The organism is Novosphingobium sp. PASSN1 (genome assembly GCF_002278815.1).
Genome location: NZ_NKIS01000002.1, coordinates 410704 through 422893, shown reverse-complemented (window position 1 = coordinate 422893; position 12190 = coordinate 410704). Strand labels below are relative to the sequence as shown.

Here is a 12190-nt window from a genome sequence, read left to right as displayed (position 1 = left end):
TTGGAATCAGGCAGCCTGATCGCGCCGCATCGCGAAAAGGCAGATGCACATGACGAGCGCTGACAGCAGCTCGACTGCGCCCCACGCCAGCCAGTTTGAATGATTGTAAAGCCACACACCGATGGCCGGTGAGATGATATAGGCTGACCCATTCACGGCCGCGACAATGCCAGCGGCCTGCCCCTGTTCAGCGGGCGTCACCGCTAGGCTGGCGCCGGATGTAAACCCGGGCCGAAACAGGCCGAAGCCAAGCGAGCAGACGGCAAAGCCGGTGGCGATCGCATGCAGATCACGGCCCGCGCCCATGCCAAGAGTGCCGATCACAACCAGACTCATGCCCCACAACGTCGATGTCCGCGGCCCCAGCCGCATCATCGGAATAAGACCCCATTGCGCAAGGAGCGTGGCGACTGCGCCGCACATCAGCACAAGGCCGATCGGCCCGGCGGCAGCATCTGGCTGATGCCGCAAACCGAGCCTGTCGAGCAGCAGAAAGCCGATGACGCCCAGCAGGATAGACTGGGCCTGTCCGCCAAGCATGCCAACTGCCAGCCATGCACGCAGGCGCGGATCACTCCAGCGCAGCCGCCCGGAAAGGGAAGCCTGCGAATGGTCTTCAGCTGCCAGTTCTGCATGGACATGCTCAACTTCGGCACCGCGCGCATCGGTCAACCGGGGGTTGGAGGAGGCGCTGAGCGGCTCGCCAAGGATCTGGCCGCGACCGGCAAAACGCGGATCATCGTCGGGGAGCCGGAGCCGCAGCAAGACCAGCACGACCAACGCCGCGATGGTGAACGCAGCAAACGGACCAATCAGGCCAATGCCGGGCAGAATGAGCAAGGGCGCAAGTGCCGGGCCCAGCACGGTGCCCAGACCGAAACTCGATGAAACCATGGACAGGGCCTGCGTGCGCTCGGCCCGGCTCGTCCGGCTGGCGACGTAGGCTTGGACCGCAGGCGGCGCAGCCGAACCGAAACCGCCGTAAAGCGAGCGGGCAGCTGCGAACAGGAGGATTGCGGTCAGCCCGCTGATCGCACCGTTGAGCCCGGCATAGAGCGCGGCCCCGCACAAGGCGAACGACACGGCAAAGCCCACGAGCCCCAGCGCCATCATCGCCTTGCGCCCACGCCGATCCGACCGTCGCGCCCAGAAGGGGGCGAGCAGCATCCAGAGCAGCGCAGACCAGCTGTAGGCCAAGCTCACCCAGACATCGGCGATCTTCAAGTGCGTCCCGATCGAGGGCATCACCGATTGCATGGCGGTGTTGCCAGCCGCCGTGACGAGCATGACCATGAACAGCAAGGCCATCCGGTTGCGAGGCAGTTGGACGTCTGGTTCGTCCATCACGGTCACCCGTTGGTTGCGCCTGGCGCACCGCCGGCAAGCTGGTTGTAGACCGCCGCCAGCATGGCAACGAAATAGGTATAGGCGACTGCCAGCAGAACGCCCGCCACACCCTCCCCGATCAGGCGCTGCGGCTCGCCCTTGAACATGAGCACCAGCACCACCCCGACAAACATCATGGCGAGCCCGTAAATCACAAGGAAAACAAAGCCGGCAAGACCGATGAACAGCAGGATCCGCCCGGCATTGCCTTTGGTCAGGCGGAAGCTCTCGCGAATGGCAGCGACGGGATTGCGCTCGGTCTGCCCCGCAACCACCGGGCCGACCAGCATCGTGCGCATGATCGGATAAAACAGCAACCCCAGCGAGACGGACACCGCGATGCGATCTGGCAGAAACAGGGAGAGCACCACCGCCAACGCCATTGAGAGCGGCAGAACGCCGAGCGCGATCAGCAGCTGTGAGGCAAAATAGGACGGCAGGGCGCGCATGCTGTGGCGGATCGCCTGCGCCACAGTCGGGCGCGCCGCATCGAGCATGACGACAAGCATGGTCAGCATGCCGACCATGGGAAGCAGGGAGAGGGCCAGCAAGGCCGGCAGCGAGCTGGCATAGTAGCTCTGCATGACTTCCAGCATTTGCGCTTCGGTCATGCCCGAGGTCATGGCGGGGGACGGCACGAACACCGCGCCAGCCAGCCCCGGCAGCACGTAGAACACGCCGGCAATGGCCACGAGCAGATCTCGATTGGCGGCAACCATGCGCGTGGCGCTGGCCCATGCCGCACTGCTGTCCAAAATCGTCACGACCGTCATGTCCCTTTCCGGATGGAGCCCTAGCAGGACCAAAAGGGTTGCGCACCCCCCGCTGCGGTGCAGTTGGCGAGATGCCGGTGCTTGCCAGCGCCTGCGCACAAGGCCATGCGTTTTGCCATGCAGACACCGGAGCAGATCGAGATCAAGCAGAGCCCGTCGCTCGTGCCCTATCGCGAGGCGCTGAGCGAGATGACGGCCCGCAATGCCGCTGTCAGCGAAGGCACAGCCCGCGAACTCATCTGGCTGCTCGAACATCCGCCCGTCTATACGGCTGGCACCAGTGCCGCCGCAGACGAACTGCTCGATCCGCGCTTCGATGTGGTCGAGGCAGGCCGCGGCGGACGCTATACCTACCACGGCCCCGGCCAACGGGTCGGCTATCTGGTGCTCGATCTGGGCCGCCGGGCGCGGGATGTGCGGGGCTTTGTCCATGCAGTAGAAGGCTGGGTCATCGATACACTTGGCGATTTTGGCGTCGAGGCATGGCGCGCCAATGGGCGCGTCGGCATCTGGACGCGCGGTGCAGATGGCGGTGAAGCCAAGGTCGGCGCGATCGGCATCCGCATCCGGCGGTGGGTCACGATGCATGGCTTCTCGGTCAATCTCGCGCCGGACCTTGGCCATTTCGGCGGCATAGTGCCGTGCGGTATCGAGGATTATGGCGTCACCAGTCTCGCCGCGCTCGGCATTTCGGTTGCACCGGAGGAGTGGGATCGGGCATTGCTGGCAAGGAAAGAAGATTTCTTCGCCCGTCTCGAACCTCGCGGCGCACCGGAACGACCCGCCAAGGACCTGCCATGAATCGCGTAATGCCAACCGCCAAGCTGGCCATCATGCTAGCACCGCTGCTGCTGATCGGCGGTTGCGGAACGTCGACCGGACCACAAGCAGGCTCGACGGCGAGCGGAGAGGTCCTGCCGGGCTCGGTGAGCGATGCCATGCTGGATACCAATGGCTCGCAGGCACAAGCACCCTTGGCACCCGCTGCGCACAAAGCCTCCGACAAGTCCAACGCTGATGCGGGTGCGGAAAGTTCGGACGCGGCAGTTGATGCCGCCAGCCCTGCCGAACCTGCGGCCGCAGATCAGGCTCCGCCGCGCCCCAATCCGACCGCGAGCGCGAAACCGGCCACGCCCTGACTTTTCGGCCTTACTCGATCCCGAGTAGGGCCTTCGCCAGCCGCAAATGGGGCTGATCGAGCATTCGTCCGTCAAGCTGGATTGCCCCCACCCCGGGGTTTGCCGCGAAGGCCTCGACGATAGCGCGGGCGTTGGCGACTTCCTCCTCGCTGGGCGTAAAAGCTGCGTTGATCAGCGGCACTTGCGAAGGATGGATCGCGAGCATCCCGGCAAAACCGTCCGCGCGCGCAGCCTCCGCTGCACGCTGCGTACCTTCCACATCGCGGAAATCCGCATAGAGCGTATCAATCGCCCAGACACCGCGGGCATGCGCCACCAGCAAAGTCTGCGCCCGCACGAACCGGAACGCATCGGTCCACTGACCATCAGCATCGCGTTTGCGCGCAGCGCCGAGTTCAGCCGAAAGGTCTTCCGCACCCCAGGTCAGCCCCGCCAGTCGCGGCATCGAGGCATCCATATAGGCGGTGATGGTGAGCGCAGCCCGCGGGGTCTCGCTCACCAGCGGCAAAAGCCGGGTCTGGCCGTTTGGAATGCCATTACGCTGCTCATGCTCATAGATCTCGGCGGCAACCTGGCGGAGTTGCTCCGGCCCTTCCGCCTTGGGCAGCATGATGCCTTCCGGCGCCCCCACCATCACTGCCGCAAGATCCTCGCGCCACAACCCCGTTTCGACGGCATTGATCCGTACCCAGCGCGCCTGCTTGCGCATGGTGATCTGGCGCTTGTGGGCCTCCAGCCAGTCGCGCGTCAGGCGGCGCGCGGCTGGCTTTGCGGAAGGCGCCACGGCATCTTCCAGATCGATGATCAGTGCATGCGCGCCCGTTTCCGGCGTCTTGAGCAGCTTCTTTTCGCTATCCCCGGGAACGAAGAGCCAGGATCGCGGAGTGGTGCGCATGTGATGCTCCTATGGCCTTGTCCGGCAAACCGTCACGCCGAAACGCGGGCCTGCTCCTCGGCGAGCGTCGGATAATCGATATAACCTGCTTCGCCCGGGAAATACCACGTTTGCGGCACGCCCACATTGGGCGCGAGTTCCGCACCGACCCGAATCCGTTCCACGAGATCGGGGTTCGAAATGTAGGGACGGCCAAAACTGATCGCATCCGCACGCCCCGAAGCAACATCGGCAGCCGCTCCCTCGGGCGCGTAATCACTGTTGAGCACCAGCGGCCCTGAATAGTGGGCGCGAATCACGTGATCCTGCGGCGGCACGGTCGTTGCACCGAAGGTGCCGTCCGGCCCAGGCTGGCGCAGTTCGACAAACGAAACCTTCAACGCCTCAAGCGCTCTGGCGGCCTCGGCATAGAGCGTGGCGGGATCGCTGTCGTCCACACCCTGGCTCTCGCCATTGGGCGAAAGACGGATCGAAACGCGATCAGCGCCCCAGATGCTCACGAGGCGCTCCATGACTTCGCGCATCAGCCGCACGCGGTTGGCCGGGCTGCCGCCGTAATCATCGTCGCGCAGGTTCGAGGAATCGCGCAAGAACTGGTCGATCAGATAGCCATTGGCACCGTGCAGTTGCACGCCATCGAAACCGGCCCGCTTGGCGTTCTCGGCAGCATGGCCATAATCATCCACCACGCGCGGCATTTCATCGAGCCGCAGCGGGCGGGCATCTACATTGTCCATGCGGCCTTCCGGCGTGTGGGCATGGCCCGGAGCCCGCGTTGCGGAAGCGGAAACGGCCAGTTCGCCACCAAGGAAATAGGGATGAACGATGCGTCCCATGTGCCACAGCTGCATGATGATCCGGCCGCCGGCATTATGAACCGCCTCGGTCACCGGCTTCCACGCTTCGACTTGCGCTTCGCTCCAGATACCCGGCGCACTCGGCCAGCCCAGACCTTCCCGGCTGATGCCGGTCGCCTCGCTGATGATCAGGCCCGCCGTCGCGCGCTGACGATAGTACGTCTGCATGATCTCGGTCGGCACACCATCAGGCATGGCGCGCCCCCGCGTCAGCGGCGCCATGATGATGCGGTTCGGTGCGGCAATGGCGCCAAGCTGGATCGGCTGGAAAAGCGGTTCGTGCATGGCTGGGTCCCCCCTTGAATGGTGAAGTGCTGATCGAATGTGGAAACGCTGAAACGAGATAAAGAGCGCCGCAGCCGGAAACGACCGTGGCAGGGGCTTGGGAAACGCGGGCAGGCGTTCTATGGCCCGTGCCAACCGATGACCCTCGCTCAACTGGCGAGGGACCACCTCGTGACAACATGGCCCCGTCGCGCCTGACAGGGTTTCCTTTTGCAACCTAGCTAGGATGCCGGTGTCCGCATGACAAGCGCGAGTTGAATAGCGGACAATGACGACCATCGACGACCAACGCGAGGTTCCACGTCCCGATCCGTGGCACTTCGTCGCTCTGTTGGGCGGAAATTTTGCGCTCGCGCTGGGGCCATGGTTTGTGCGGCTGGCTGATTCCGGTCCAGTTTCAGCCGGATTTTGGCGCCTGTTTTTGCCTCTTCCGATCCTCGCCTTGCTGGCCCTGCGGCAACGCGGACCCGCAGGGCGTGCGAAGCCGGGGCTCAAGGCGTGGGTGCTGATTGCCACCGCAGGCGTGCTCTTCGCGCTGGATCTGGCGAGTTGGCACATTGGAATCGCCTATACCCGGCTGGGCAATGCCTCGCTCTTCGGCAATTCCGGAAGTCTGATCCTCATGGTCTGGGGCCTCGTCGCGGCCCGCCGCCTGCCCCGTCTTGTCGAACTGGCCGCCATTGGCGCAGCGGTTGGCGGAGCCGCCATCCTGCTTGGCCGATCCCTGGAAATCGATCACGCAACGCTGGTGGGCGATCTGTTCTGCATACTCGCGGGGGTGTTCTATTTCTTCTACATCATGCTGCTGCAGGGCTCGCGCGGACAGTTCGAAAGCTGGGGACTGCTGTTCACCTCTACGCTGGCCAGCGCCCCGGTGATGCTGGCCATCGCGATCTGGCTGGGCGAGCCGGTTTGGCCGCACGTCTGGTGGCCGCTGATTGCACTCGCCTTTTGCAGCCAGGTTATCGGCCAAGGCTTGATCGTCTTTGCCTTGCGCCATTTCTCGGCGCTGATCATTGGTGTTGTGCTGCTTACCCAGCCCGCCGTTTCCATCCTTCTTGGGTGGCTGGCGTTTGGCGAAACCATGGGCCCGCTCGACGCGCTCGGCATGGCTCTGATTGCTGCTGCGCTGCTGCTCGGGAGGCTGAGCGAGAGCGCGAAACGCTGATTCGTGATCTTGGCCGGAGCGCTTCTGGCTTGTGAATTGAGGCTGAAACTACCCCCACACATCGCGCCAAAGGCCAATAATGCTGCATCGCATTATACGTCATCGTCATCCGGCGGCGTGATTCTGGCGTCTTGGAAGTTTAAAAAATCAGAAACTTATGAACGTCCGCCATACATCTGCGCGGGAAAATTTTTCGCATCGGCAACATGCACTCTATGTGGCCTTGCAGGCAGCCCCGAATCCCCGCTTGCGTGACGCTGCGGAAATATCCTTGCAATCTGGTGCTTTTGTGTGGAGTGAGGCAGTTTAGTTACAACGGCATTCCGTTTGTCCAAGGGGATCGGGTTAAATGAAGCCAATCAAGGTCGCAGTGATCGGCGTGGGCAACTGCGCGAGCTCGCTGGTGCAGGGTGTAGAATTCTATCGCAACACCAACTCTTCCGCGGGCCTGATCCATGAACGGATTGGCGGCTATGGCGCTGGTGACGTCGAGTTTGTCATGGGTGTTGACGTCGACGCGCGCAAGGTCGGCAAGGACATCTCGGAAGCGATCTTCGCTGCGCCGAACTGCACCGCCGTGTTCCAGCCGACTGTGCCTGCATCCGGTGCCAAGGTCATCATGGGCAAGATCCTTGATGGCGTTGCCGATCACATGACTGGCATGGGCGATCGCGGCTTCATCCTGGCCGATGCGCCCGAAGCCACCCGCGAATCGATCGTGGCGGCGCTGCGCGAATCGGGTGCAGAAGTGCTGATCAACTTCCTGCCGGTCGGTTCGGAAACGGCGACCGAGTTCTACATGGAATGCGCGCTCGAAGCCGGCGTCGGCGTCGTCAACTGCATGCCGGTGTTCATCGCCAGCCGTCCGGAATGGGAAGCCAAGTTCCGCGCCAAGCGCCTTCCGATCGTGGGTGACGACATCAAGGCGCAGGTCGGCGCAACAATCGTTCACCGCGTGCTCTCCAGCCTGTTCGGTGCGCGCGGCGTCACGGTCGAAAAGACCTACCAGCTCAACACTGGTGGCAACACCGATTTCATGAACATGCTCGATCGCCAGCGCCTTGGTTCCAAGAAGGAATCCAAGACCGAGGCGGTGCAGGCCATGCTCGCACAGCGTCTTGCCGACGAGAACATTCACGTCGGTCCTTCGGACTACGTGCCGTGGCAGAAGGACAACAAGCTGTGCTTCCTCCGTCTCGAAGGGACGCAGTGGGGCAATGTCCCGATGAACCTCGAGCTGCGTCTTTCGGTGGAAGACAGCCCGAACTCGGCGGCATGTGTGATGGATGCCATCCGCTGCTGCAAGGTCGCGCTTGAGCGCGGCGAGGGCGGTGCGCTGATCGGGCCTTCGGCCTACTTCTGCAAGCACCCGCCGCAGCAGTTCAACGATGACGTCGCAGCCCAGCTGGTCGACGAGTACATTTCGGAAACCGCGCTCGCTGCCGAGTAAGCGTTCCGTACCAAAAACGCTGGCGGCGTCGGTCCTGGTGAAGGATCGGCGCCGTTCGCTTTGCGGGGCCTGCGGTGCCCCTCAAGAAGGGCCTGCTTCATGGATGCCGTGATCATCGCCGCTGGCTATGGCAGCCGGCTGGCCTCGCTCTCAGCCTCAAAACCGCTGACACCAGTCTGCGGCGTTCCGCTGATCGAGATAGGCATTCGGCAGGCCGCCGCCGCCGGTATCACGCGGGTGGTCGTGGTGACCGGGCATCAGGCCGATGCGGTCGAAGGCTTCCTTGCCGATCTCGCCCTGCGCCTTCCTGTTGCTGTCGAAACCGTGCGCGTGGCCGACTGGAATCTACCGAACGGGCACTCGGTCATCGCCGGTGCCGCGCTTTGCGCGGGCGATTATCTGCTGATGATGGCCGATCACATGTTCGAAAGTGCGATCCTTTCAAACCTGTTGGCAGTGGGTGACGAAACCCGCGATGTCACGCTTGCAGTCGACCTGCGTACCGAACATCCGCTGATCGATCCGGATGACGCCACGTGGGTGAAGATGGACTCTCGGGGATACATCAGCGCCATCGGCAAGACGATTTCGGCATGGGACGCTGTCGATTGCGGTGCCTTCCTCGCCACCCCGCGACTGGCGGAAGCCATCCAGTCCGCCGTTGCGGCAGGCAAGGCAGGCAGCCTCTCCGACGGGATGCAATGGCTGGCAGATCGCGACAGAGCCGCCACCCACGAGATTGGCGGCGCCTGGTGGATGGATGTTGACGATCCGCGTGCCCATGCGTTCGCGGAGGAACTTGCTCCGCGCTATCTCACCGCCGCATTTGCTTCGGTCTGAGCCGAATTCTCAGAATTTCTTGAGATTGATGGTGAACGCCTGATTGGCGCGATCGACTGTGAACAGCACCGACCGGAGCGAAGGCGGGCCAAACAGAATCGTGGGGTTGTTCGAAAAGCCCACGGCTTCGCTCGGGATGCCGAACAGTCCGCCGCGATTGATCGTGCCCGACGAATCCTCGTCATGATAGATCGCGATGGCATAAGTGCCCGGATGGGGGACGAACAGGCAAAACCGGGTCTGGCCCGCAGAAGCCGGAGTGCTCGCTACGTACAGCGACCCATTCTTGACCAGGAACCGTTTGCGATCATTTGGATAGAGCGTGGCCGTAATCAGCCCTTTGCCGTTTCGCACCCGATCAACGGTCAGGTGGATCCACGTATCGCTGGCTGGTCCGACGCAGGACGGCGCTGCATGCGCAGCAGGCGCAAAGATTCCCAGCTGCGCAACCATCAGCGCCAGCACAGCTGCCGGGGCAAAGCGCCAGTTCCGCAAAATCATGACATTCTTCCCAAAAACGCCCGCCTCTGATCAAGGCCGCGCCATCGCGCGGGGCAATACTAGGCCTTTGCACCGTTCGGCAAGGCCAACCTTTGCGGTGCCCATACGCCCTGCTCGGCAAGACGGCACCCAACTTGAACCAGCTTTGCGCCGAAACGGCCGCAAATAGGGACATTGCGTGTGGAAAAGGGGGCAATCGCGCTTGTTCCACCGATTCGCCACCGGTAATCCCAACTATGGATGGACGCCGCCATGCGCGTTAAGTGCCAAGTTTGCCTGATCCCAATTTGCGAGTTTTCGTAATGGCTGCGCCGCTGATTGCCCCTTCGATTCTTTCCGCCGATTTTGCCCGGCTTGGTGAGGAGGTACGTGCGATCGACGCGGCCGGTGCCGACTGGATCCACATCGATGTGATGGACGGCCACTTCGTGCCAAACCTCACGATCGGTCCTGCCGTGGTGAAGGCGCTACGGCCCCACAGCGCCAAGCCGTTTGACGTCCACCTGATGGTTTCGCCGGTCGATTCCTATCTTGAGGCGTTCGCGGCAAGCGGAGCGGACATCATCACAGTCCACCCCGAAGCGGGGCCGCATGTGCACCGCACCGTGCAGGCCATCCGTGCGCTGGGCAAGAAGGCAGGCATTGCGCTCAACCCCGCCACGCCGGCCAAGACGCTCGACTATCTGATCGATGACATCGATCTCGTGCTGGTGATGAGCGTCAATCCCGGTTTCGGCGGGCAGAGCTTCATCACCAGCCAGCTGCGCAAGATCGAAGCCGTGCGCAAGATGATCGACAAGAGCGGCCGGGCGATCCACCTGCAAGTGGATGGCGGGGTCGATACGGGTACCGCCCCGCAATGCCACAATGCGGGAGCCGATGTGTTGGTGGCAGGCACGGCCTCGTTCAAGGGCGGCCCACAGTGCTACAGCGCCAACATTGCCGCCCTCAAGGCTGGCGACTGACGCCATGGCACGCCTCTTCCCAGGATCACGCGAAGCCCCGGAAGATGGTGTAGTCCTTGGGCCCGCCGCCGCCACAGCGCTTGCTCCTGAAGGAGGGCGCAAGGCACTTCCGCTTGGTCCCGAAACCGAACCGCTCGTCGTCGCAACCGACGTCACCAGTTCGAACACCAGACCAGAAGCAAAGGCTGACAATCCGTCTGACGCAGACATTGCGCCGGTTGAACCAGGCCGCGCCCTTGCGCTTGCGGATTTTTCGCCGCCGCAGGTCAGCGCCAGCGAACGCCTGATCCGGCTCGCCTACGGGCTCGGCCTGCCGCCCTCGGCGCTTAACCCTTTCCGCAAGCGGGCCCGTCCGCGGTTGACGGCAACCGTTGCCAGCCCCCTTGCCGGTGATCCGGCCTCAGGCACCGCCTTGCGGGCCGGACACTTCCTGCTTCATGGCGTCAAATTGCCGATCGCCGACACCGAATTCACTGGCCCGCGCCTCTCGCCGCCATTCGAGCGGCTGGTACACGGCTTTGGCTGGCTGAGCGATCTGGCAAGCTGCGCTGCAAGGCCGCAATGCGCGCCAGTGGCTGAACGGATTTTCGGCGCTTGGCTCGGTGCCAACCCGCGGCCCGGTGCCGGTCCGGCTTGGGCCATCGGCAATACCGGTCATCGCCTTCTCGCGTGGCTGATCCACGCCCCCCTGCTCCTATCGAGCAACGACCGCAAATTGCGGGCAAGGGTCCTGACAACCCTAGACGACACAGCACGTTGGCTCGACCGCCACGTCGGCAGGGCCGAAGACAAGCTTGCAGAAGTGGCGGGATGGACAGCCATTACCGCAGCCGGTCTTCTGCTCGCCGATGGTCGTGCGCGGCGCCTTTATGGCGAAGGCGGGCTGATCCGTGCTTTGGGCGACCTCGTCTCAGATGATGGCGGGGTCCTTTCGCGCAGCCCGCTTGGCCAGATCGAAGCCATCGAACTGCTGATCGATTTACGCGCGTGCTACGCGGCCGTGCGCAGCACACCGCCGCCGCAGCTGGATACGATCCTTGAACTGCTGGTCCCCCCGCTGCTCACGCTGCAACATGGCGATGGCGGGCTCGGTTCATGGCAGGGCGCAGGCGCCATAGCACCAGACCGCATCGCCGCTTTGATCAAGGCAAGCGGCGTCCGCACGCGTCCCCTGCGCGATGCGCGCCACTGGGGCTATCAGCGGATCAACGCCGGCAAGTCGGTGCTTCAGTTCGACGCCGCGCCGCCGCCAGTTGCCCGGCATGCGCGCGATGGCTGCGCCTCCACGCTGGCGTTCGAACTGAGCCATGGCGGCGAACGGCTGATCGTCAATTGCGGCGGGGCCTCCTTTGCTGGCGGGCTCATCCCCCTGCGGCTCGCGCAGGGTCTCCGCGCGACTGCCGCGCACTCGACCCTTGCGATTGACGACTTCAATTCGACTGCGGTGCTCATCAACGGAAAGCTCGGCCCCGGCGTTTCGGAGGTCGAAGTCGACCGCCGGATTCTGACCGGCGAAGGTGCGGGAGCAACGCGGATCGAAGCGAGCCACAACGGCTATGTCGCGCGGTATGGCCTCACTCACCGCCGCATCCTGATCATGCGCGATGATGGCAGCGAACTGCGCGGCGAAGACCTGCTGGTGCCGACAGGCCGGCGCGGCAAGCGCGGGATGATCGGGGTCGCCTTGCGCTTTCACCTCGGCCCTCATATCGAGCTGGCGCAGGGCCGGGACGGCCTCGGCGTGACTCTCGCCCTGCCGGATGGCAGCCTTTGGCAGTTCCGTTCGGGCCGCGATCCGGTCACGCTCGAAGAGAGCCTCTGGTCCGACGGCCTGGGCCGTCCGCTGGCAACGCGCCAGCTGGTCATATCGGCCAAGATTCCCCGCAGCGGCGAGACATTCTCGTGGCTGCTCAAGAAGATGCGCTAGACAG

12 protein-coding genes are annotated in these 12190 nt (G+C 63.6%); 7 read left to right on the top strand and 5 right to left on the bottom strand.

All coding sequences use genetic code 11. The features are described from left to right. Positions 1-6: 6 nt before the first annotated feature. Positions 7-1344, bottom strand: a complete 1338-nt coding sequence (locus tag CFE35_RS04845; RefSeq protein ID WP_292928865.1) for an MFS transporter — start codon at positions 1342-1344, stop codon at positions 7-9. A 5-nt stretch (positions 1345-1349) separates the two neighbouring features. Then, positions 1350-2159 (bottom strand): hypothetical protein, encoded by an 810-nt coding sequence (locus CFE35_RS04840; protein WP_292928485.1) that lies wholly within the window; start codon positions 2157-2159, stop codon positions 1350-1352. 117 nt (positions 2160-2276) lie between these two features. On the opposite strand from CFE35_RS04840, the gene lipB reads away from it, so the two are divergent. Both lipB and CFE35_RS04830 read left to right on the top strand, forming a co-directional pair. Next, positions 2277-2960 (top strand): lipoyl(octanoyl) transferase LipB, encoded by a 684-nt coding sequence (lipB, locus tag CFE35_RS04835; RefSeq protein WP_292928483.1) that lies wholly within the window; start codon positions 2277-2279, stop codon positions 2958-2960. Beyond that, positions 2957-3298, top strand: a complete 342-nt coding sequence (locus tag CFE35_RS04830; protein WP_292928481.1) for a hypothetical protein — start codon at positions 2957-2959, stop codon at positions 3296-3298. The genes lipB and CFE35_RS04830 overlap by 4 nt, the downstream gene beginning before the upstream one ends. A gap of 10 nt (positions 3299-3308) precedes the next feature. Here the strand turns inward: CFE35_RS04830 and CFE35_RS04825 are convergent, their stop codons facing one another. Both CFE35_RS04825 and CFE35_RS04820 read right to left on the bottom strand, forming a co-directional pair. Beyond that, positions 3309-4193 (bottom strand): CoA ester lyase, encoded by an 885-nt coding sequence (locus tag CFE35_RS04825; protein WP_292928479.1) that lies wholly within the window; start codon positions 4191-4193, stop codon positions 3309-3311. A 32-nt stretch (positions 4194-4225) separates the two neighbouring features. Then, positions 4226-5335 carry an alkene reductase gene (locus tag CFE35_RS04820; RefSeq protein WP_292928477.1) on the bottom strand — a complete coding sequence of 370 codons (1110 nt, stop codon included), beginning with the start codon at positions 5333-5335 and terminating at the stop codon, positions 4226-4228. Between the two features lie 268 nt (positions 5336-5603). Between CFE35_RS04820 and CFE35_RS04815 the strand changes: the two genes are divergently transcribed. The 3 genes from CFE35_RS04815 to CFE35_RS04805 all read left to right on the top strand — a co-directional run bounded on the left by CFE35_RS04815 (position 5604) and on the right by CFE35_RS04805 (position 8793). Beyond that, complete coding sequence (locus tag CFE35_RS04815; RefSeq protein WP_292928475.1) at positions 5604-6503, top strand: DMT family transporter; 900 nt, start codon at positions 5604-5606, stop codon at positions 6501-6503. Between the two features lie 349 nt (positions 6504-6852). Next, the gene (locus CFE35_RS04810; protein ID WP_292928473.1) at positions 6853-7953 is read left to right on the top strand and encodes an inositol-3-phosphate synthase; all 1101 of its coding nucleotides are present in this window, start codon (positions 6853-6855) and stop codon (positions 7951-7953) included. Positions 7954-8052: 99 nt separating this feature from the next. Beyond that, the gene (locus CFE35_RS04805; RefSeq protein ID WP_292928471.1) at positions 8053-8793 is read left to right on the top strand and encodes an NTP transferase domain-containing protein; all 741 of its coding nucleotides are present in this window, start codon (positions 8053-8055) and stop codon (positions 8791-8793) included. A gap of 9 nt (positions 8794-8802) precedes the next feature. Here the strand turns inward: CFE35_RS04805 and CFE35_RS04800 are convergent, their stop codons facing one another. Beyond that, on the bottom strand, positions 8803-9258 hold the full coding sequence (locus CFE35_RS04800) for a DUF2141 domain-containing protein (RefSeq protein WP_292928469.1): 456 nt from the start codon (positions 9256-9258) through the stop codon (positions 8803-8805). Positions 9259-9596: 338 nt separating this feature from the next. Here CFE35_RS04800 and rpe point away from each other — a divergent pair, with 338 nt between their 5' ends. Continuing rightward, positions 9597-10259 (top strand): ribulose-phosphate 3-epimerase, encoded by a 663-nt coding sequence (gene rpe, locus CFE35_RS04795; RefSeq protein ID WP_292928467.1) that lies wholly within the window; start codon positions 9597-9599, stop codon positions 10257-10259. Positions 10260-10263: 4 nt separating this feature from the next. Beyond that, complete coding sequence (locus tag CFE35_RS04790) at positions 10264-12186, top strand: heparinase II/III family protein (protein ID WP_292928465.1); 1923 nt, start codon at positions 10264-10266, stop codon at positions 12184-12186. The last annotated feature ends 4 nt before the right edge of the window (positions 12187-12190 follow it).

Coding starts and splice junctions, on each gene's coding strand:
- CFE35_RS04790 (WP_292928465.1), top strand. CDS start 10,264: ATGGCACGCCTCTTCCCAGGATCACGCGAAGCCCCGGAAGATGGTGTA.
- rpe (WP_292928467.1), top strand. CDS start 9,597: ATGGCTGCGCCGCTGATTGCCCCTTCGATTCTTTCCGCCGATTTTGCC.
- CFE35_RS04805 (WP_292928471.1), top strand. CDS start 8,053: ATGGATGCCGTGATCATCGCCGCTGGCTATGGCAGCCGGCTGGCCTCG.
- CFE35_RS04825 (WP_292928479.1), bottom strand. CDS start 4,193: ATGCGCACCACTCCGCGATCCTGGCTCTTCGTTCCCGGGGATAGCGAA.
- lipB (WP_292928483.1), top strand. CDS start 2,277: ATGCAGACACCGGAGCAGATCGAGATCAAGCAGAGCCCGTCGCTCGTG.
- CFE35_RS04830 (WP_292928481.1), top strand. CDS start 2,957: ATGAATCGCGTAATGCCAACCGCCAAGCTGGCCATCATGCTAGCACCG.
- CFE35_RS04845 (WP_292928865.1), bottom strand. CDS start 1,344: ATGGACGAACCAGACGTCCAACTGCCTCGCAACCGGATGGCCTTGCTG.
- CFE35_RS04820 (WP_292928477.1), bottom strand. CDS start 5,335: ATGCACGAACCGCTTTTCCAGCCGATCCAGCTTGGCGCCATTGCCGCA.
- CFE35_RS04815 (WP_292928475.1), top strand. CDS start 5,604: ATGACGACCATCGACGACCAACGCGAGGTTCCACGTCCCGATCCGTGG.
- CFE35_RS04810 (WP_292928473.1), top strand. CDS start 6,853: ATGAAGCCAATCAAGGTCGCAGTGATCGGCGTGGGCAACTGCGCGAGC.
- CFE35_RS04840 (WP_292928485.1), bottom strand. CDS start 2,159: ATGACGGTCGTGACGATTTTGGACAGCAGTGCGGCATGGGCCAGCGCC.